At 68.0% G+C, this 18,774-nt stretch carries 18 protein-coding genes and 1 tRNA gene; 6 read left to right on the top strand and 13 right to left on the bottom strand.

The annotated features are described in order from the left end of the window. Positions 1–106: 106 nt before the first annotated feature. Both ACSHZY_RS03740 and ACSHZY_RS03735 read right to left on the bottom strand, forming a co-directional pair. A complete protein-coding gene (locus ACSHZY_RS03740) occupies positions 107–907 on the bottom strand; it encodes an undecaprenyl-diphosphate phosphatase (protein WP_435165613.1) in 801 nt (266 codons plus the stop codon). Between the two features lie 14 nt (positions 908–921). Then, complete coding sequence (locus ACSHZY_RS03735) at positions 922–1,893, bottom strand: complex I NDUFA9 subunit family protein (RefSeq protein ID WP_435165610.1); 972 nt, start codon at positions 1,891–1,893, stop codon at positions 922–924. A 147-nt stretch (positions 1,894–2,040) separates the two neighbouring features. Between ACSHZY_RS03735 and ACSHZY_RS03730 the strand changes: the two genes are divergently transcribed. After that, positions 2,041–2,125, top strand: a tRNA-Leu gene (locus tag ACSHZY_RS03730). 135 nt (positions 2,126–2,260) lie between these two features. Here ACSHZY_RS03730 and ACSHZY_RS03725 read toward each other — a convergent pair. From ACSHZY_RS03725 to ACSHZY_RS03705, 5 genes are read right to left on the bottom strand one after another with little or no spacing between them, the layout of a single operon-like run. After that, positions 2,261–3,259 carry a siderophore-interacting protein gene (locus tag ACSHZY_RS03725; RefSeq protein WP_435165607.1) on the bottom strand — a complete coding sequence of 333 codons (999 nt, stop codon included), beginning with the start codon at positions 3,257–3,259 and terminating at the stop codon, positions 2,261–2,263. 9 nt (positions 3,260–3,268) lie between these two features. After that, the gene (locus tag ACSHZY_RS03720) at positions 3,269–4,045 is read right to left on the bottom strand and encodes an ABC transporter ATP-binding protein (protein ID WP_435165604.1); all 777 of its coding nucleotides are present in this window, start codon (positions 4,043–4,045) and stop codon (positions 3,269–3,271) included. Next, a complete protein-coding gene (gene fhuB, locus ACSHZY_RS03715; RefSeq protein WP_435165602.1) occupies positions 4,042–6,006 on the bottom strand; it encodes a Fe(3+)-hydroxamate ABC transporter permease FhuB in 1,965 nt (654 codons plus the stop codon). Before fhuB ends, ACSHZY_RS03720 begins: the two co-directional genes overlap by 4 nt. Beyond that, positions 6,003–6,839, bottom strand: a complete 837-nt coding sequence (locus tag ACSHZY_RS03710) for an ABC transporter substrate-binding protein (RefSeq protein ID WP_435166907.1) — start codon at positions 6,837–6,839, stop codon at positions 6,003–6,005. Before ACSHZY_RS03710 ends, fhuB begins: the two co-directional genes overlap by 4 nt. A gap of 14 nt (positions 6,840–6,853) precedes the next feature. Then, entirely contained in the window at positions 6,854–8,974 is a 2,121-nt protein-coding gene (locus tag ACSHZY_RS03705) for a TonB-dependent siderophore receptor (protein WP_435165599.1), read from the bottom strand. Positions 8,975–9,131: 157 nt separating this feature from the next. Here ACSHZY_RS03705 and ACSHZY_RS03700 point away from each other — a divergent pair, with 157 nt between their 5' ends. Then, positions 9,132–9,824 (top strand): phosphatidylserine decarboxylase, encoded by a 693-nt coding sequence (locus ACSHZY_RS03700; protein WP_435165596.1) that lies wholly within the window; start codon positions 9,132–9,134, stop codon positions 9,822–9,824. Then, entirely contained in the window at positions 9,821–10,558 is a 738-nt protein-coding gene (locus ACSHZY_RS03695; protein WP_435165593.1) for a CDP-alcohol phosphatidyltransferase family protein, read from the top strand. The genes ACSHZY_RS03700 and ACSHZY_RS03695 overlap by 4 nt, the downstream gene beginning before the upstream one ends. Positions 10,559–10,564: 6 nt before the next feature. On the opposite strand, the gene ACSHZY_RS03690 is transcribed toward ACSHZY_RS03695, so the two are convergent. Together ACSHZY_RS03690 and ACSHZY_RS03685 are read right to left on the bottom strand one after the other, a co-directional pair. After that, complete coding sequence (locus ACSHZY_RS03690) at positions 10,565–11,437, bottom strand: SMP-30/gluconolactonase/LRE family protein (RefSeq protein ID WP_435165590.1); 873 nt, start codon at positions 11,435–11,437, stop codon at positions 10,565–10,567. A 15-nt stretch (positions 11,438–11,452) separates the two neighbouring features. Further along, positions 11,453–12,199 carry a 2-dehydro-3-deoxygalactonokinase gene (locus ACSHZY_RS03685; protein WP_435165587.1) on the bottom strand — a complete coding sequence of 249 codons (747 nt, stop codon included), beginning with the start codon at positions 12,197–12,199 and terminating at the stop codon, positions 11,453–11,455. A 244-nt stretch (positions 12,200–12,443) separates the two neighbouring features. On the opposite strand from ACSHZY_RS03685, the gene ACSHZY_RS03680 reads away from it, so the two are divergent. Both ACSHZY_RS03680 and ACSHZY_RS03675 read left to right on the top strand, forming a co-directional pair. Beyond that, a complete protein-coding gene (locus ACSHZY_RS03680; protein ID WP_435165584.1) occupies positions 12,444–12,980 on the top strand; it encodes a CHAP domain-containing protein in 537 nt (178 codons plus the stop codon). Between the two features lie 68 nt (positions 12,981–13,048). Then, positions 13,049–14,212, top strand: a complete 1,164-nt coding sequence (locus ACSHZY_RS03675) for an MFS transporter (protein WP_435165582.1) — start codon at positions 13,049–13,051, stop codon at positions 14,210–14,212. Here ACSHZY_RS03675 and ACSHZY_RS03670 read toward each other — a convergent pair. Next, positions 14,209–15,522 carry a uracil-xanthine permease family protein gene (locus ACSHZY_RS03670; protein WP_435165580.1) on the bottom strand — a complete coding sequence of 438 codons (1,314 nt, stop codon included), beginning with the start codon at positions 15,520–15,522 and terminating at the stop codon, positions 14,209–14,211. The two genes, ACSHZY_RS03675 and ACSHZY_RS03670, sit on opposite strands and share 4 nt — an antisense overlap. A gap of 171 nt (positions 15,523–15,693) precedes the next feature. On the opposite strand from ACSHZY_RS03670, the gene ACSHZY_RS03665 reads away from it, so the two are divergent. Further along, positions 15,694–16,902, top strand: a complete 1,209-nt coding sequence (locus ACSHZY_RS03665) for a M20/M25/M40 family metallo-hydrolase (protein ID WP_435165577.1) — start codon at positions 15,694–15,696, stop codon at positions 16,900–16,902. On the opposite strand, the gene ACSHZY_RS03660 is transcribed toward ACSHZY_RS03665, so the two are convergent. From ACSHZY_RS03660 to ACSHZY_RS03650, 3 genes are read right to left on the bottom strand one after another with little or no spacing between them, the layout of a single operon-like run. Then, positions 16,899–17,258 carry a DoxX family protein gene (locus ACSHZY_RS03660; protein WP_435165575.1) on the bottom strand — a complete coding sequence of 120 codons (360 nt, stop codon included), beginning with the start codon at positions 17,256–17,258 and terminating at the stop codon, positions 16,899–16,901. The two genes, ACSHZY_RS03665 and ACSHZY_RS03660, sit on opposite strands and share 4 nt — an antisense overlap. Position 17,259: 1 nt before the next feature. Further along, the gene (locus ACSHZY_RS03655) at positions 17,260–18,129 is read right to left on the bottom strand and encodes a nickel/cobalt transporter (protein WP_435165573.1); all 870 of its coding nucleotides are present in this window, start codon (positions 18,127–18,129) and stop codon (positions 17,260–17,262) included. After that, entirely contained in the window at positions 18,120–18,752 is a 633-nt protein-coding gene (locus ACSHZY_RS03650) for a DUF1007 family protein (protein ID WP_435165570.1), read from the bottom strand. Before ACSHZY_RS03650 ends, ACSHZY_RS03655 begins: the two co-directional genes overlap by 10 nt. Positions 18,753–18,774: the final 22 nt, after the last annotated feature.

The raw sequence follows: 18,774 nt of genomic DNA, 5'->3' as shown, positions 1-18,774 counted from the left end.
ATAAAAGTCAGCAATGCTGACCTTTAAGCGTTAATTTTGCATTACCATGTCCAAATTCGGCAGAAGGCAGCGTTGTTATAGGTAAGTATAACTTACCTAGACATGTTCAGCCCCAAAGGGTCAGGGCGATCAGGGCCAAGCTGCCCACGATGATTCGCCACCAGCCGAAGACGGCGTAGCCGTGCCGGGCCACGTAACCCAGCAGCCAGCGGACCACGCACAGGCCGGACAGGAAGGCCGCGACGAAGCCGATGGCGATCAGGCCCGCCTGCCCCGCGTCCAGCTGGTCGCGCGTCTTGTAAAGGTCGTAGGTGAAGGCCCCCAGCATCGTGGGCATGGACAGGAAGAACGAAAACTCCGCCGCCGCCTTCTTGCTGCAGCCCAGCGCCAGCGCCCCCACGATGGTCGCGCCCGAACGGGACACGCCGGGGATCATGGCCAGGCACTGGATGATCCCGATGCGCAGCGCCGTCCACAGCGGCAGACGCATGGCGTCGTCATGTTTGGGGGCCACGGCCATCCGGTCCACGAACAGCAACACCACGCCGCCCAGGATCAGCATCAGCGCGATCAGGCGGGGGGTTTCGAACAGAACGGTCTTGATCACGTCATGCGCCAGAACGCCGATCACCACCGCCGGCAGGAACGCGATCAGGACCGAGGCCACGAAGCGGCGGGCGGCGGGATCGTGCGGCGCGGCGCGCAGCACCTCCCACAGGCGGGCGGCATAGACGCTCAGCACCGCGAGGACGGCGCCCAGCTGGATCATCACGGCAAAGCTGTTGCCCGCGCTTTCGAAACCGATGAAGTGACCCGCCAGAAGAAGGTGACCGGTGGAGGAAACGGGGATGAACTCGGTCAGCCCCTCCACCACACCCAGGAAGAGGGCTTCGAGCGCGTCATGCATCGGAATTCAGACTTTCAAAGTTTGATGGAAGGGCGCAGACGGGCATATTGCCCCGTCGGACGGAAGGGCCACAGGTATTCCGGAATCACCGCCTCGAAGGCCTGCGGGGTGATGTCCAGCTCGGCAAAACCACGGGCACCTGCGGACACGACGTTGTCGCGGGCCAGAAGGCGCAGCTGGTCACGGGTCAACGTCTTGTTCGACACCAGCCCGCCCGTCAGCCTTTGGACGCCGTCCAATGTACCAGCCATGAGGCTGGCGAGCCCGACCGGCAGATCCACCAGCGGACGCTTGCGCATCACGATGGTCAGCATCTGGCGCATCAGGGTCCGGAACTCCTCGGGCACCGGACCACCCAGTTCGTAGACGCCGGGGGCCCCACGCTCGATCCCGGCGACGACGGCCTTGGCCACGTCGTCGACATAGACAGGTTGGAAGCGCGTCTTGCCATGCACCACCGGCAGCACCGGCCAGCGGCGCGACATGGCGGCGAATCGGTTGAAGAACTCGTCCTCCGGCCCGAAGATGACGGACGGGCGCAGGATCACGGCCGTGGGGAATGCGGCCTGAACGGCGGCTTCCCCCGCGGCCTTGGTGCGGGCATAGGCGCTGTCGCTGTTTGCATCCGCCCCGATGGCCGACAGGTGCACCAGCCGCGTGGCGCCCGCTTCGGCGGCCAGACGCGCGATGCGCCCCGCGCCCTCGGCCTGCACGGCTTCGAACGTGTTGCGGCCATCGGCCTTCAGGATGCCCACGCAGTTCACCACCGCGTCCGCCCCCTGCAGCACCTGCCGCACCGAAGCGTCGTCGCGGATGTTGCAGAAGACGGGTTCCACCTGCCCCACGGAACCATAGGGTTTCAGGAACAAGGCCTGGTTCGGGCGGCGGACAGCGATGCGGATGCGCCACCCTTCACGGGCCAGGCGCTGCACCACATAGCGCCCCACGAAACCAGACCCTCCGAAGACCGTGACCAGCTTGCTCATCCCCAATCCTCCCGGGCCTTGGCTTTACATTGCTCGAGATACGCTGGCAGAGGGGGTCGGGCAAGTCTTGTGACGTTCTTGCAAAAATCTTCCGATTGCCCGTTGACACCCCCCGCACAGGTCGGTAGATCACCGCTCACGACATCGGCCCAGATGGCGGAATTGGTAGACGCGCACGGTTCAGGTCCGTGTGCCGCAAGGCGTGGAGGTTCGAGTCCTCTTCTGGGCACCAAAGTCTTGGCGAAAGCCCCGCAGCTCCGGTTGCGGGGCTTTGTCTTTATGTTCTGTTGCTTTCTGCCGCGCGCAAAGAAAAATGCGCGAAGGACAAAGCCCCCGCGCATCAAGCAATCCATCACCTGCAAATGAATCAGTCGGCGGTCCAGTAGACCAGCGTGTGCGCCTCGCCGCGCTTCAGGCCGATCGCCGCGGCATGCTCGCGCGCCTCGGCCACCTCGGTCTTCTCTCCGGCATAGAAGACATAGCGGGGACCTTCGGGCAGGCGCAGGTCGCGGAAGGCGTCCATCAGGACGTCGCCCTTTTCACGGCACAACCAGCGCAGGGTGATGCCCTCCGGCACGTCCACCCGCTGGATGTCGGCCTCGGTGGGAACAAGAAGCACCGCCTCGCCCTGCGTGCCGTCGGGCGCGCCGCGAATCATGCGCAGGACGGCCGGAAGCGCCGTCTCGTCCCCGAACAGGCCCACCCAGGGGGCGGACACGTGGCCCGTGCCGCCGGGGCCGGTGATCCCGACCTCCTCGCCCATCTCCAGCGTGATGATCCAGTCGTTGGCGCGGCCGCCTTCATGACGGAAGACGTCGAAGTCGATCCAGCGCCCTTCGGGGCAGATGTCGCGCACGGTGTAGACGGGCCGATTCCACGCCGCCAGACCGCCCGGCCAAACCGTCCCGCCCGTGTCGTCGGTGGAGGGCCAGCCCAGTTCCTTCGGGCCCAGCAGCAGCCGGAAGTGGAAGCCCCCTTCCAGAAAGCGGGTGTAATCCCCCGCCAGCCGCACCCGCGTGAAGTTCGGAGAGATCTCGCTGACCCAGACCACATGCCCCAGCGCCAGATTCGCCGGGTTGGCCCCGGCCTTCATCTTGGCCCAGGTGATGCAATGCTTCAGCCCCACCTGGTCCAGATGCCAGGTCAGCGTGTCGCGCAGGTTCAAAAGCCGCGCCGCGTCCGAGGAGACGAGTTCCACCCGCGTGCGCGGGCCTGTGTCGATCACTTCCAGCGTGCCATAGTAAAGTTCGACCGCCTTGCCGCGCGGGGTGTCCGCAACCGCCATTTCCATTTCGGCGGCGCGCTGGATCAGGCCGGGAAGGAATGTTGCAGCGGGGATGTCCAGAAAAGCCGTCGTCCGTTCCAAGGCTGTCTCCTAACGCGGAAAAGCGACCGGTGCGCCGGTCGAAGGCTGAGTCACGATTTCCATACCAATTCCGTAAACTTTAGCCAAGCACAACTCTGTCATCAATTCGGAAGGCGTGCCCTGCATCACGATGTGCCCGCCGCGCAGGGCGATCACCTCGTCGCAGAAGCGGGCGGCCATGTTCACGTCGTGCAGCACGACGATCACGCCGCGTCCCTGTTCGCGGCACATGCGATGCACCAGCGACAGCACCTCCACCTGATGCGCGATGTCGAGGGCGCTGATCGGTTCGTCCAGCATCAGGCAGCCCGCTTCCTGCGCCACGGTCATGGCCAGCCAGGCCCGCTGGCGTTCGCCACCCGACAGGGTGTCCACCAGCCGGTCGGCAAAGGGGCCGATGGCGCATTCCTCGATCGCGGCCTCCACCACCTGGCGGTCATGCGGGGTGATGCGGCCCAAGGCGCCGTGCCAGGGATAGCGGCCCAGCGCCACAAGTTCGCGCACCGTCATCCCTTCGGCCGGGGGCGTGTGCTGCGGCAGATAGGCCAGACGCCGCGCCAGATCGCGCGCGGGCCGATCGGCCAGCGCCCGGCCTTCGAACGCCAGCTGCCCCGATTCGGGCCGCATCTGGCGGGCCAGCGTCTTCAGAAGCGTTGATTTGCCCGACCCGTTATGCCCGATCAGCGCCACCATCTTGCCGGCGGGCACGGTCAGGGACACGCCGTGCAGCAGAACGCGGCCCGGAACCGAAACCCGCAGGTCCCGCACGTCGAAAAGGGGGGTCATGCGTGCCTCCGCAGGATCAGCCAGACCAGATAGGGCGCGCCGATCAGCGACGCGAACAGGCCCAGCGGCAGTTCATATGGGAAGGTGGCCATGCGCGCGCCGAAATCCGACAGGATCATCAAGAGCGCGCCGATCACGGCCGATCCGGCCAGATGCCCCGCCGGACGGGCGAAACCGGACCGCCGCGCGATGTGCGGGGCCATCAGGCCGACAAAGGACAGCGGCCCCACCAGAAGCGTCGCCGCCCCGGTGCCCAGGCCCGCCAGAAGGATCAGCGCCAGACGCACCCGCCGCAAGGGCAGGCCCAGCGCCCCCGCCACCCCGTCGCCCAGCGGCATCACTGCCAGCCACCGCGTCATCACCAGCGCCAGCGCCAGTGCCACCGCCGCGAAAACGCACAGCGCAATCGCCCCCGCCGGCGTCACGGCCGACGACGATCCGCCCAGCCATTCCAGCACCTTCCAGGACCGCGCGTCCCCCAGGCTCATCATCGCCGACAGGACGGAGGAGGCGAGCGAGGACAGCGCGATGCCCGCCAGCAGGATGCGTTCGGGCGTGGCGGCGGCGCGCAGGGCCAGCGTGCCGACCACGGCCAGCACAACCGCCCCGCCCGCCATCGTGCCCGCCAGAAGGCCGGCCGCCGTGGGCTGGGCCGAAAGGAACACCACCAGCGCGAAGCCCAGCGCGGCGCCGCCCGACACGCCCAGCACCTCGGGCGAGGCGAGGGGGTTGGCCGTCATCCGCTGCAGGATCGCCCCCGACAGCGCCAGCACGGCCCCCGCCGTCCCCGCCGCCGCAAGGCGCGGCAGGCGGGTGGGCAGAAAGGCGGCAAAGCTTTGCGCGTCCAGCACGACCCAGCCGTCCGGAACCCGCCCGACCCAGATCAGCACGACGACCGCCACCGCCAGCGCGGTTGTCAGAAGCCCCAGCACCGGCAGCGGGCGGGCCAGACGCGGCACCGCGCCATCGCCGTCGGCCTGCGGCGGCACCGTCACGCGCATGCGCAGCGTCAGCCACAAAAGCAGCGGGCCGCCGATCAGGCCGGTGACCGCGCCGGTGGGAAACATCTCCCCCCCGGCGCCCGCAACCCACATCACCAGCCCATCGCAGATCGACAGCAGCAGCGCCCCGGCCAGCGGCGCCACCAGAAGCACCTGCCCGTGCCGCCGCGCGCCCGCCGCCCGTGCGATGGCAGGCGCAGCCAGACCGACAAAGACCACCAGCCCCACGGCCGCCGTGACGCTGGCCGCCAGCCAGACCGCCAGCGCGATCACCGCCAGCCGCACCCCCGCCACGTTCATGCCCAGCGCCGACGCGCCTTCACCCAGCGACAGCACCCGCAGCGGCCGGGCCAGAAGCGCCGCCCCCACGCCACAGATGGCCAGAACGGCCGCCAGCCCGCGGGCCGAGCTCCAATCCTGTTGCACCAGCGATCCGCTGTTCCACATGACCAGCGTCAGCAGATACTCCCCCTGCCCCAGCGTGATCGCGGTGGAGAGGGAGGCCGCCGTCAGCCCCACCAGCATCCCGGCGATGACCATCGTCACCGGCGCGAAATTTCGCCGCGCACCCAAGGCCACCACAAGCCCCGCCGCCAAAGCGGCCCCCGCCAGCGCCACGGGCCAGCGCCCGTGATCCAGCACCCCCGGCGCGAAGATCGTGGTCGCCACCACCGCCAGCTGCGCGCCCGAGGAGATGCCGAGCGTGGTCGGATCCGCCGCCGGATTGCGCAGAACCGCCTGCAACAGCGCGCCCGACAGGCCCAGCGCAGCACCCACCAGCAAGGCCACGACCCCGCGTGGCATCTGGCCGAAGGCCAGAAGGATCTGCGGCAGGCTCATCCCGGCCGGGTCAAAAGGCCAGGCGGGCCAGTCCGCCATCGGCAGAAGCGTCACCGCCGCGTGCCACCACAGCGCCAGCGCCACCCCGGCGGCCAGAAGAAAGGGAAAAGCACGGATCATGCCGCCTCCAGCGCGCGGACCAGTTCCATCGCAAAGCGACGCGCGGCCAGGACGCCGCCGAAAGGGCTGATCTCGGGCAGGCGGTGCAGCCGGCCTTCGGCCACGGCCGGAAGATGGTTCCACAGCACGGAACGATGCAACTCGGCCTCCACCTGCACGGGGGGTGCACCCACAACGACGATCCGCGCCTCGGGCCGCGCGGCCAGCGCCTCGATCGGAACCGAGGCGGTAAAGGCGAAACGCGTGCGGTCGGCCCAGGCGTTGGTCAGCCCGGCGCGTTCCAGAACGTTGCCGAACAGGCTGTCCGTCCCAAAGGCCCGGAAGTGCCGCGAATCCCCGATGTTCACCAGATAGACAGGCCGGTCCGCCACAGGGGCCAGCCGGTCGTGCGCCCGGGCAAAATCCCCCTCGGCGGCCTCCATGGCCGGCGCCGGATCGGCCCCGATCCGCGCGCCCAGTGCGGTCAGCGCGTCCATGACCTTTGGCAAGGGCCCCTCCCCCGGCACGAAGAAGGGCAGCGTGATCACCGGGGCGATGGGCTCCATCCGCGCAAGGTGACGCACGTAATACGGGGAGGACAGGATCAGGTCGGGCCGCACGATCTGCATCAGCTCGAAATTCGGCGCCCCCCGCAGGCCCAGATCGACCATGTCGGGGGGCAGCACGGGGGTCACGGCGTCGCGCCGGAAGCCCTTCACCTCGCACGCCGCGACGGGCGTGTTGCCAAGGGTGATGGCGGTTTCCAGCATGGCCCAGTCGATGGCGGCCAGCCGCAGGGGCGCGCCCCCGAACGCAAGCTGCGGCACCACGAAGGGCGCCGCAAGAAGCGACAGGACCTGCCGCCGTTTCACCACTTGTAGGCGACGTCCGCCACGACCGTGCGCCCGGCGCCATAGGTGCAGCCGAAGGTGCCGCAGTTTGCCAGATATTCTTCGTCCGTGAGGTTCTGGACCGTCAGGCGGGCCTCGAACGCGTCCTGTTCATAGCTGACGGAGGCGTCGAGCAGCGTCTCGTCCTCCATCTTGTAAAGGTTGCCGGCGTCGCCGTAGCGCTCGCCGATGTAGCGCAGGCCCCCGCCCACGTTCAGCCCGTCCAGGCGTGAACCTTCGGCGAAGTCATAGCCAAGCCACAGGCTCGCCACGTTTTCAGGCGTGTTCTCGGGCGTCAGGCCCGAATAGTTTCCGCTTTTGGTTTCGGCATCAGTGTAGCTGTACGAGGCGCGCATGGTCCAGTTGTCATCCAGTTCCGCAGTGCCTTCCAGTTCCACGCCCCGGGATTCGACCTCACCCCGCTGACGATTTGCAGGAATCCCGGTGTCGGGGTCCAGCACACGGACGCTGACATTCTCCTGGTTGATGTCGAACAGGGTGGCCGTGAAGAACCCCTTGAAGAACGTGGGTTCGTATTTCACGCCCAGCTCCCACTGTTTCGCGGTGGAGGGGGCCAGCACCTCACCCGTGACCTGATCCGTTTCCGTCAACGGATCGAAGGAGGTCGCATAGCTGAGGAACGGCGCCACGCCATTGGCAAAGACATAGGAGAGGCCCGCCCGGCCGGTCGTCTCGCTGCTGTCCTCATCGATGTCGGTTTCTCCGGCAAAGTTGGTGTAGGTCTCGCCCTCGCGGCTGGACCAGTCATGACGGAGCCCCAAGGTGGCGCGCCAGCCGCCGAAGCTCGCCTCATCCTGCGCGTAAACGCCGAACTGCTTGAAGGTCAGGTCGCTCGACGCGCTGTACCACCATTCCGGATCGATCTTGGACCCGTATTCGGGATCGGACATGGACAGCGGCGGCAATGTTCCGGTTTCGCCTTCCCGACCGAATTCCGTGCTCAGCTTCTCGTCGAACTTGCGCATGTCCAGACCGAAGAGGATCGTGTGGTCCACGGCGCCCGTCGTGACCTTGCCGGTCAATCGGGTGTCGGAGTTCAGGGTCGAGTTGTCTTCGGCCTGACGGATGGCGGCCCGGGCCACGGTGTTATCCGCACCAAAGGCGCTGAAATACAGCCACTGATAATCCCAGTCAAATTTCTGGTAGCGGAAGGACTGGTTCAGCGACCACTGGTCGTTGAAGCGGTGCTCCCACTCCAGCCCAAGGTTCGACTGCGTGCGGTCGGACCGGTTGAAGTCCTCCTCACCCAGATAGAAGTCGGGTCCTAGCGGATCATCGCCCGTGTCGAGGGTCGAGATGTCCGTGGCCGTCGGCTGTTCCGGATTGTCCCACTGGTAGCTTCCAAGGAAGGTCAGCGTGTCCTGATCGCTGATCTTCCAGGTCGCGCTGGGGGCCAGATAGACGCGGTCGTCGTTGATCTCCTCGGCATTGCCGTTCTGGTGACGCAGCACGCCGGTGAAGCGGTAGGCCACATCCTCGCCGATCGTGCGGTTCAGGTCGAAGAAGGTCTGGGCGCGCTGATTGGTGCCGAAGGACAGGCCCGCCTCGTTGAAATCCTCGAATTGCGGGCGCTTCTGGATCTGGTTGATCATGCCGCCCGGATTGCCCGCGCCATACAGGACGCCGGCGGGGCCGTGCAGCACCTCCACCCGCTCCAGCCCGTAGACCTCGAACGACGGCGTGGTGGAGGTCCGCAGCAGCTTCAGCCCGTTCAGGAACTGCGAGTTGCCGCCGTCGAAGCCGCGCAGGCGCGGGCTGTCGCCGCGCGCGTCCAGACCGAAAGGTTCGCCGAAGACGCCGGAGGAATAGTTCAGCGCCTGGCCCAGCGTGGTCGCGCCCTGCGCCTCGATCTGTTCGGCGGTGACGATGGAATCGCTTTGCTGGGTTTCCAGCCGCGGGGTGCCCGTCTTCGTGGCGCTGGCCTGCGAGGTGGCGACGAAACCGCCGGCCGGCGCGGTGGGATCCTCCACCCCTTCCACGATGATGGGGGCCAGGACCGTGGTGTCGGTCTGCGCCTGCGCCGGGCCCAGAAGGGCAAGCACGCTGGCACCCAAAAGAAGCGGATGGTGGAAACGCATGGAAACCCTCCCGAAATGCGGTGGAGGCCCCATATCAACAGTCCCGGCACCAAGCAACGAAATCCTACGGTTTTAGTATGATTTTGGGGCGGGTGTTGCGGGGAGCCCCTGTTGCACGATATTCAGACCCGAACCGCCGAAAAGGAAACCTTCGCCCATGCGCATGTCCGACGTCGTCTTCAAACCCATGCATCCCGAAGGGTGGCGTTTCGTCGGCATCTTCGCGGTGATCACGCTGATCCTGTTTTGGCTGTGGGAACCGCTGGGCTGGCTGGGCGTGATCCTGACGATCTGGTGCTATTACTTCTTCCGCGATCCGGTGCGCCACACGCCGGTGGCCGACGGGCTGGTGGTCAGCCCGGCTGATGGCCTGATCTCGCTGATGGAACGGGCGGTGCCGCCGCCGGAACTGGGCATGGATCCCGCGCCGCGGATGCGCATCTCCATCTTCATGTCGGTGTTCAACGTGCACGTGAACCGCGCGCCGGTGTCGGGGCTGCTGACCAAGATGGCCTACACGCCGGGCAAGTTCTTCAACGCCTCGCTCGACAAGGCGTCGATCCACAACGAACGCAACGCGCTGCTGATCCGCACGACCACCGGCCATGACATCGCTTGCGTGCAGATCGCGGGCCTTGTGGCGCGCCGCATCCTGCCCTTCGTCAAGGAAGGGGAACCGCTGGTCGTCGGCGAACGCTTCGGCCTGATCCGCTTCGGTTCGCGTCTTGACGTCTATCTGCCCGAGGGGGTGGAGCCGCTGGTCGCCCCCGGCCAGACCATGATCGCCGGGGAGACGGTTCTGGCGCGCCTGACCGGCGAACAGGCGGCCCTGCCCGCCCGCGCGACATGAGCCGCCCGCCCCGCCGCCTGAGCCTGGCGCAGCAGGTGCCCAACCTGATGACGCTGGGCGCCATCTGCGCCGGCCTGACCGCCATCCGCTTCGCGATCGAGGGGCGGCCCGACCAGGCGATCCTGCTGATCGTGCTGGCCGCCATCCTTGACGGGCTGGACGGACGGCTGGCGCGGATGCTGCAAAGCGAAAGCGCCATCGGGGCCGAGCTGGACAGCTTGGCCGACTTCCTGAACTTCGGCGCGGCGACGGGCCTTCTGGTCTATTTCACGCTGTTCGGGACCGGCGGTCTGGGCTGGGTGGCGGTGCTGGTTTACGTGATCTGCTGCGTCATGCGGCTGGCGCGCTTCAACGTTGGCACCAAGGCCCCCGAGGCGGACTCGATGCCGGGCTGGTTCACGGGCGTTCCGTCCCCCGCGGGCGCGATGCTGGCCCTGATGCCCATCGCAGTGGACCGCGCCTTCGGATCGCTGCCGCCGGCCGTGGTGGCGCTGTGGCTGGTCTTCGTGGGCTGGCTGCTGATCAGCCGCATCCGCACCCCGTCGTTGAAGCTGGTGCAGCTGGGCCCGCAGAACATGCGCTATGTCTTCGTAGGGGTGATCGCGCTGGGCGCGGTCCTGTTCACCTGGCCATGGGAAGGCCTTCTGGCGCTGGATCTGGTGTATCTTCTGGTGGTGCTGTGGTCCGTCCGCCGGCCCCGCCTGTGGCGCAAGAAGGCGACCCAAGACAACTGAGGCCGTTCAGCCCACCTTCACCCGGGGGGTTGCCACCCCCCGCACGGGCTGGCCGTTCATCATCATGCGGGCGTGGAAGGTCATGCCCGCCTGCGGCTGCCGCGCCCGCTCCTCCTCCGTCATGTTCTCCTGCCCCGTGGTGACGAACAGCACGTCCAGATCCGGTCCGCCAAAGGCGGGGCAGGTCGTCAGGGTGGCGGGCAGAGGCTCCGCCATCAGAAACTTGCCTTCCGGGCTGTAGCAGGCGATGCGGCCCGCGCCGAACTGGGCGGACCAGAACCGTCCCTCCGCATCGACCGTGCCGCCATCGGGGTTCAATCCTTCCTTCGACAGGTCAAGGAACACCTGCGGCTCACCCTTTGGCCAGCCGTCGGCGTCCAGCGTCCACATCCACACGATGTGATGCGGCGTGTCGCTGACATAGACCCGCTTGCGATCAGGATCGAAGGCCATTGCGTTGGGGGTGGTCATCGGCTTGCGGATCACCCGCAGTTCCCCGCGGTGCCAGCGGTAAAGGGCGCCGCGCCCCTCCTCGCCCTTCTTGCCCATGGTGCCCAGCCAGAAGCCACCCCAGGGATCCGCGCCGCCGTCGTTGCCGCGCGTGCCGGGATCGTCCGCCTCGATCGCGACCCGCCGGTCCCACGCGCCGTTTCGCAGGTCGAACCGCACCAGCCCGGTTTCCGAGGCGAGGAGAAGCCGGTCATGGTCGATCCAGCCGAGCGCCGACACCGTTTCCGGCAGGTCCCAGACCCTTGCCCCATCCTCGGTCCGGCTGTGCAGCCGCTTCGCCGGGATGTCGAGCCAGAAGATCTGTTCGCGTTCGGGATGCCACAGCAGCCCCTCGCCCAACTCGCAACGCGTCGAATCGAAAACCTGCATGCCGCCTCCTCTGTGTCAGGGGGATATGGGGCGGGGACGCAGGCCGGCCAGCAGCAACTCCTCCTCCGGCAGGGCGCGGGTCGGGACGCCTTGCGCTGACAGGGCGCGCAGCAGAAGGTCGGGAAGCGCACCTTCCCCCGTGACCAGAACCGACCGCCCCAGCCACCACGCCTTCGTGGCGGCGAGTTCCGCGCCGATCAGGGCCGCCGCCAGACGGGCGTCGTCCGCATCGGGAACGGCCAGTTGCGCGGCCAGCGTTTCGGGACGCGACAGGGTGGCGGGCAGCGCCGCGGCGAACCGTTCCGCGTCCACGGGCGCCCCGGTGGTCAGGCTGTCGAACAGGCGGCCGGTGAGCGTGCTGCGGGCGTCCGTCACCTCTCCCGCGCTGAGCGACGCCCAGACGGTCCGCGCGCCCACGACGACAAGGGTGCCGTCGAACTGGGGATGAACCGACAACAGCCCGGCGATCCGGGCCATGGCATCGCTCACCGCATCCGGCAGCGGGCGGTCCTGCGTCAGGCCCGGAAGAAGGTGCAGCCCGTCGCGCAGAACCGGCACGGGCACCGCGGCCGGCATGGTGGACCAAAGATCCCACAGGTCCGCCGCGCCGGACACCACCACCGGTCCATCCTGCTTGGGCAAGGCGGCCAGCAGCGCCTCCCGCGTGAGGGGCCGTGGCGCCTCGGCCCGGCCGATCACCTTGTCCCCGGTCATCTTCCACAAGCGCAGGCGTGCGCCACGATCCACCGCGATCCAGTCCATCTGCGGCACATGGGCGATTGGAAGGTCAAGATCAATGGTCAGCGGCCTTGGTGACCCCCAAGCGGGTTTGTTCCCGGAAAAGTGGAACAATGGGCAAGATTTCGCGCAGGTCACGGATCCCCGCGCTCAAGAGGTTGCTTCGGGGACAAGGTTTCGCGGAAAGAAGATTGGCGACATGACGTCTGTATGGGGCAGGCGCGGCAGGTCCAGCACCTGCGGATTGGGGATATTGCGGACAATGCGGATGGCCGGATTTTTCGGACGGGTTCTTCTTGTGCTTTCCTTGGCCCTGCCGGGCGCGGCCTTTGCCGACGAAGGCGCGCGTCAGGTGTACGTGGAACAGATGACCCGCGACGATCTTCGGGTGGCCGTGCACGACGCCACGCAGGACATGCGCCACCTGCGCCGGATCTGGTGCGTCCCCTTCGCCCGTGCCGTGTCGGGGATCGAGATCAAGGGCAACGCCTGGACGTGGTGGGAAGGTGCCGGCCGCGATTATCCGAAGGGCCGCATGCCGGTGGCGGGGTCGGTTCTGACGTTCCGCAAGACGAACAAGATGCCAATGGGCCATGTCGCCGTGGTGTCGCATGTGGTGGATTCGCGGCGCATCCTGGTCGATCAGGCGAACTGGGAGCGCAACCGCATCACCACCGACACGATGGTGATCGACGTGTCCGAAAAGAACGACTGGTCGCAGGTGCGCGTGCAGAACCGCTACAACAGCTTCGGCGCCGTCTATCCGACCTACGGCTTCATCTACCGCGCGGCCAGCCTGTCTTGAACGGGGATGCGCCGGCAAGGCTCCGGCGCTAGGGTGCGCGCGAACGACGCATCCTCCCCGAGGCTTCCATGACCGATCCTTCCCGCCCGCTGTCCCGCGGGCTTGTCTTTCTGTTCGCCGCCGCCTGCGGGCTGATCGTGGCGAACCTGTATTATCCGCAACCGCTGGCCGGACCCATCGCACGCGATCTGGGCCTGTCGCCCGGCGCGGCGGGCCTGACCGTGACACTGACGCAGATCGGCTACGGGCTTGGGTTGCTGTTTCTGGTGCCCTTGGGGGATCTGGTGGAAAACCGCCGCCTGGTTCTTGCACTTATGGGGGGCTTGACGGTGGCGCTGGTGGTCGCGGGGCTGGCCGGGTCGGCGGCTGTGTTCCTCACGGCAGGACTGGCCATCGGTCTGGGTGCGGTGGCCGTGCAGGTGCTGGTGCCCTTCGCCGCCGCCCTTGCCGACGACGCCACGCGCGGCCGCACCGTCGGCAATGTCATGAGCGGTCTGATGCTGGGCATCATGCTGGCGCGGCCCGTGTCGGCCCTGATCGCCGATGTGGCGGGGTGGCACATGGTGTATGCGCTGTCGGGGGCCGCCATGGTGGGGTTGGCCGCGGCCCTGCGCCTGCGCCTTCCGCAACGCGTGCCGCAGGGCGGGATGAGCTATGGGGCCCTCCTCCATTCGATGATGGGGCTGGTGCGGGACACGCCAGTGCTGCGGCGCCGGGCCCTGTATCACACGGCGCTGTTTTCGGTGTTCAGCCTGTTCTGGACCGTGACGCCGCTGCTGCTGGCCGAACGCTACGGGCTGGACCAGCGGGGCATCGCCCTCTTTGCACTGGCGGGGGTGGCAGGCGCGCTGATCGCGCCGGTCGCGGGCCGGCTGGCCGATGCGGGCCACACGCGGATGGCGACGCTGTCGGCCCTGCTGCTGGCCATCGCCGCCTTTGCCCTGTCGCTGGCGCCGGGGGTGATCGCGCTGACCGTGGCGGCGATCGCGCTGGACGCGGCGATCAGCCTGAACCTCGTCCTCAGCCAACGGGAGATCTTCACGCTGGGCGCCGCGACGCGCAACCGGCTGAACGGGCTGTTCATGGCCGCGTTCTTCGTGGGCGGCGCCGCCGGTTCGGCCTTTGGCGCCTTCGCCTATGACCAAGGCGGCTGGCTGGCGGCCGCGCTGGTCGGGATGGCGGCGCCCACATTGGCGCTTGCCGCGTTTCTGGCTTTGGAACGGCGGGCCTAGCGGCCCGACGCCTCGTCCATGGGCAGGACGACCCGGTCGGCGCGGCGCAGGCCCAGAAGCTGATAAAGCACGATGGCCGCGACCGTCGCCGTGCCGATCCCTTCGACGGTGAAGCCGCCCAGGGTGATGCCGAAATTGCCCGCCCCGAAGACCAGCGTGACCCCCACTGTGATCAGGTTGCGCGGGTCGGAAAAGTCGACGCGGTTGTCCACCCACAGCCGCACCATGGCGGCGGCGATCAGGCCGAACACCACGACCGACAATCCGCCCAGTACGGGCGCCGGGATCGTGCCCAGCAGCGCCCCGAACTTAGGCGAGAAGCCGAGGAAGATCGCCACCACCGCCGCCACCACGAAGACGAGCGTGGAGAAGACGCGCGTGACGGCCATGACGCCCATGTTTTCGGCATAGGTGGTGACGCCGGTGCCGCCGCCGGCGCCCGACACCATCGTGGCGATCCCGTCGCCGATGAAGCCGGGTCCGATCCAGCGGTCCATGGGGCGGCCCGTCATCGCGCCGATGGCCTTGATGTGGCCCAGATTCTCGGCCACCAGGATGACGGCGACGGGGGCGATCAGCCAGATCGCGCGGCTGTCGAACACCGGCGCGTGGAAGGTGGGCCAGCCGAACCACGGCGCGGTGGCCAGCGCCCTGAAATCGACCCCAGGCAGAAGGCCAAGGCCGTTGCCCAGGATCAGCACGGCGGCGTAGCCCATAAGGATGCCCGCAAGGATCGACACGCGGCGAATGGCGGGCGGGGCGTAGACCGCGACCAGCCCGACCGCCAGCACCGTCAGCAGCGCCACCAGCATGTGCGGGCCGGTCCCCTCGATCCCTTGCGTGGCGACGGGGGCGAGGTTCAGGCCGATGGCCGCGCCCACGGCCCCCGTGACGGTCGGTGGCATCAGCTTTTCGACCCAAGCCGTGCCCGTGGCCATCACCAGCGCGCCGATCAGCGCATAGAGGAGCCCGCAGGCGATGATCCCGCCCAGCGCCACGCCGATGTTCGCGTTCGCCCCCTGCCCCGCATAGCCCGTCGCCGCGATGACCACGGCAATGAACGCGAAGGAGGAGCCGAGGTAGCTCGGCACCCGGCCGCGCGTGACGACAAAGAAGATCAGCGTGCCGATGCCCGAAAACAGGATGGCGAGGTTCGGATCGAACCCCATCAAAAGCGGCGCGAGGATGGTCGAGCCCGACATCGCCACAAGATGTTGCAGGCCAAGGGGAACCGTGGCGCCCCAGCCCAGCCGTTCGTCCGGCTGCACCAGGGGGCCCGTGGCGGGCGTCCAGCGGGGAAAGAAACTCACATGCACCTCCGTCGGCCCGGTCTTTGGGTGGTGCGGCCTCCGGGCACGGCGCGCGACCTGGGAATCGGCTTACATCCAGCCTTCCGGCGGCGCACGGTCTTTCTTCACGGGTCCGTGGCCTTGCATTGGCGCGCCGTCCGGAAAAAGGTGGTCCCACAAAGGAGCATGCCCATGACGTTCGACATGACCACCATCCTCTCCCACCCCTCGTTCACGACAGCGACCGACGCGCTGCGGGCTGGGCACGACCGCTTCGTGGAGGAGATCGTCACTCTGACGGAAATCCCCGCCCCGCCCTTCAAGGAGGAACGGCGCGCGGCCGCCTATGCCGACCTGTTCCGCGCGCACGGGCTGGAGGATGTGACCACCGACGCCATCGGCAACGTGACGGGCCTGCGGCGTGGGCGGGGCAACGGGTCGCTGGTCGTCGTGTCGGCCCATCTGGACACGGTGTTTCCCGAAGGCACGGACGTGACCGTGCGGCGCGAGGGCACGAAGCTGTTCGCCCCCGGCGTGGGCGACGACACGCGCGGGCTGGCGGCGCTTCTGGCCTTTGTCCGCGCGCTGGACGCCGCGAACATCCGGACCGAGCATGACCTCCTTTTCATGGGCGACGTGGGGGAAGAAGGCAAAGGCGACCTGCGCGGCGTGCGCCACTTCTTCACCGAAGGGGATTACCGCGACAAGGTGGCCGCCTTCTTCACCATCGACGGGATCGAGACGCCGGATCTGGTCACGGGGGCCGTGGGGTCGAACCGCTACCGCGTGACGTTCCGAGGGCCGGGCGGGCACAGCCTTGGTGCCTTCGGCACCGTCAACCCCGCCTATGCCATGGGGGAGATGCTGGTCGGCCTGTCGAAGATGGAGGTGCCGGCCGATCCCCGCACCTCCTATTGCGCAAGCGTGTTCGGGGGCGGCACCTCCATCAACGCTATCCCCGAGGAGGTGTGGGTGGAAGTGGACCTGCGCTCCACCTCACCCGCCGAGCTGGCGCGGATCGACGCCGAGATGCACCGCCTGATCGCCACGGCGGTGGAGAACGAGAACGCGCGCGGCGACACTGCGAACGGTCCCGTCCGGGCCGAGGCGGCGCAGATCGGCGCGCGTCCCGCGGGCGGCACGGCGCATGACCAGCGCATCGTCACCGCGTCCATGGAGGCGATCCGCGCCTTCGGCTTCACGCCGGTGCTCTCCGCCTCTTCCACCGACGCGAACATCCCGATGAGCCTGGGGATCCCGGCGGTGAAGTTCGGCAGCGGCGGCGCGGGCGGGCGCGCCCATACGCTGGAGGAATGGATCGACGTGGAGCCGGAGTTGTCCCTGCGCGGGCTGAACGCCGCGCTGGCCGCCATTCTTGGCACGGCGGGGATGGAGGTCTAGCGAGCGAAGCGCCCCGGACCGCTGGCGGCCAGGACCAGAAGGCCGCCAGCAATGGCCCAGTTCTTCACGAAGATCGTGACCTGCCACGGATCGGCCCGAAGCTGCCAATGGAACCAGCTGGTGAGGAGGCAATAGGCCGCCATCACCAGCGCCACCTGCCGCACGCGCGGGCCCGTCACCAGAAGCACGGCCGCGATCCCGTCGAACAGCCCCACGGGCCAGACCAGGACAGTCGGCAGGCCGAGGCTTGCGATCATGCCCTGCACCGGACCGGGATCGGCCAACTTCTGGACCGCTCCGCCCAGAAACAGCAGGGCGATCAGCACCCGGCCCGTCAGGTTCAGGATGTTGTCCATCCTAGACCACCGCCAACGCGGACAGGCCGATCACCGCGCCCCCCGCGGCCACCTGAAGCAGGCCGGCCGTGCGCAGCGCCCCTATGCCCGACATGCGGGCGCCCAGACCGGCCACCCGCCGCGCGGCCAGTCCCCCGCCGATGGCAAGGCTGTTCAGAAACGCGGTCCCGAAGCCCATGGCCAACACGCCGCAGATCCCCGCGACCGGAATGCCCAGATGCCAGGTGATCACCAGCAGGAAGATGGCCCCCGTGCAAGGGCGCGCGGCCACGCTCAGGATCAGGGCGGCGATGTCGCGGGGGGTGCCAAGGGCAACCACGTCCTGCGCCGTCGGGCTGTGGGCGTGGCCGCATCCGCAATGGGCGTGATGCCGGTGGCCCGCCTGCCGCAACGCCTTCACGCCCCGCCACACCAGAACGCCCCCGATGACGAGGATGGCGATGCGGCTGACGGCGGACATCGCCCCTTCGGCCACCGCCGACGCCTGCTGCGAGGTGAGGGACAGGAGGTTCACCGTCACCAGCACCAGAAGGATCGCACTCAGCGCCTGCGCAAGGCTGGCGGCCGCCCCGACCGCGAACATTCGCAGGGGCCGGATGGCCGATCCGATCGCCGAGCCGCCCAGCAGCACCTTGCCGTGGCCCGGGCCCAGCGCGTGCAGGAAGCCGTAGCTCCCGCTCAGCATGATCAGGGTCCAGAAGGCGGCGGGTTCGCCGGCCTTGATGGCCCGGATCACGGCCGCCATGTCGCTCTGCACGCGGAACTTGAACTGCGACGCCCAGCCGCTGGCCGCCAGCACGTAATGATCGCCCAGCAGCACCAGACCCGCCGCCAGAACCAGCGCCGCCAGCAGGCTGAGGGTCAGTCGCATGCCAGACGGACCTCCTCGGCGAAGTTGGCGCCTATGTTGGGATCGTCCGGCATCTCCTCGGTGCCGAGGCGGGCCAGTTCGGCCTGAAGGCGGCGGCTGACGCTGTCGGGAACGAAGGGCACAATCCGGCTGCGGCATCCGGCAGGCGTGTCCAGAACCTCCTTCGCGGTGTAGGCGTAGTAGTAGTCGGGGGCGTACATCTTCAACACCACCTCCTGCCCCGCGATGGACAAGGGATCGGCCAACGGAAGGTCGAACGTCACCTCGGCCCGGTCGCCCACCATGCGGGCGGTGCCGTGTTCGGGGCGGCCCAGCGCCACCTTGGCGTCTCCCTTGAACAGGTAGGTATCGCCCTCGTAATCCTCGGCCCATTCGGTTTCGCCGGCCGCGATCTTGGCCAGATCCCCGGCGTCCAGTTGGCCATCGCCATCTTCGTCCAGCCAAAGCTGGTCATACAGAACAAGAGTGGAAAAGGCGTCATACAGCCAGACGATCCGCAGCCCCGTCAGCGTGCCCTGTTCGACCCGAAAGCCAGCGGACACGTCGACGAACACATGCGGATGCGCCCCGACGGGCGAGGCGGCAAGAAGGGCGAAGGCAAGGGCGCGGCGGAACATGCCCATGGGTTATCCTGCCCGCGCCCCG

This window comes from Falsirhodobacter sp. 1013 (assembly GCF_051195255.1).
Taxonomy (GTDB): Bacteria; Pseudomonadota; Alphaproteobacteria; order Rhodobacterales; family Rhodobacteraceae; genus Falsirhodobacter.
Note: the sequence above shows the minus strand (reverse complement) of the source record. Positions and strands in the feature narration are given on the sequence as shown.

Excerpts from the sequence above, each read along its gene's own strand:
- ACSHZY_RS03675 (WP_435165582.1), top strand. The coding sequence starts at position 13,049 with ATGACCGATCCTTCCCGCCCGCTGTCCCGCGGGCTTGTCTTTCTGTTC.
- ACSHZY_RS03685 (WP_435165587.1), bottom strand. The coding sequence starts at position 12,199 with ATGGACTGGATCGCGGTGGATCGTGGCGCACGCCTGCGCTTGTGGAAG.
- ACSHZY_RS03680 (WP_435165584.1), top strand. The coding sequence starts at position 12,444 with ATGGCCGGATTTTTCGGACGGGTTCTTCTTGTGCTTTCCTTGGCCCTG.
- ACSHZY_RS03665 (WP_435165577.1), top strand. The coding sequence starts at position 15,694 with ATGACGTTCGACATGACCACCATCCTCTCCCACCCCTCGTTCACGACA.
- ACSHZY_RS03650 (WP_435165570.1), bottom strand. The coding sequence starts at position 18,752 with ATGGGCATGTTCCGCCGCGCCCTTGCCTTCGCCCTTCTTGCCGCCTCG.
- ACSHZY_RS03740 (WP_435165613.1), bottom strand. The coding sequence starts at position 907 with ATGCATGACGCGCTCGAAGCCCTCTTCCTGGGTGTGGTGGAGGGGCTG.
- ACSHZY_RS03660 (WP_435165575.1), bottom strand. The coding sequence starts at position 17,258 with ATGGACAACATCCTGAACCTGACGGGCCGGGTGCTGATCGCCCTGCTG.
- ACSHZY_RS03705 (WP_435165599.1), bottom strand. The coding sequence starts at position 8,974 with ATGCGTTTCCACCATCCGCTTCTTTTGGGTGCCAGCGTGCTTGCCCTT.
- ACSHZY_RS03720 (WP_435165604.1), bottom strand. The coding sequence starts at position 4,045 with ATGACCCCCCTTTTCGACGTGCGGGACCTGCGGGTTTCGGTTCCGGGC.
- ACSHZY_RS03735 (WP_435165610.1), bottom strand. The coding sequence starts at position 1,893 with ATGAGCAAGCTGGTCACGGTCTTCGGAGGGTCTGGTTTCGTGGGGCGC.
- fhuB (WP_435165602.1), bottom strand. The coding sequence starts at position 6,006 with ATGATCCGTGCTTTTCCCTTTCTTCTGGCCGCCGGGGTGGCGCTGGCG.
- ACSHZY_RS03700 (WP_435165596.1), top strand. The coding sequence starts at position 9,132 with ATGCGCATGTCCGACGTCGTCTTCAAACCCATGCATCCCGAAGGGTGG.
- ACSHZY_RS03695 (WP_435165593.1), top strand. The coding sequence starts at position 9,821 with ATGAGCCGCCCGCCCCGCCGCCTGAGCCTGGCGCAGCAGGTGCCCAAC.
- ACSHZY_RS03690 (WP_435165590.1), bottom strand. The coding sequence starts at position 11,437 with ATGCAGGTTTTCGATTCGACGCGTTGCGAGTTGGGCGAGGGGCTGCTG.
- ACSHZY_RS03655 (WP_435165573.1), bottom strand. The coding sequence starts at position 18,129 with ATGCGACTGACCCTCAGCCTGCTGGCGGCGCTGGTTCTGGCGGCGGGT.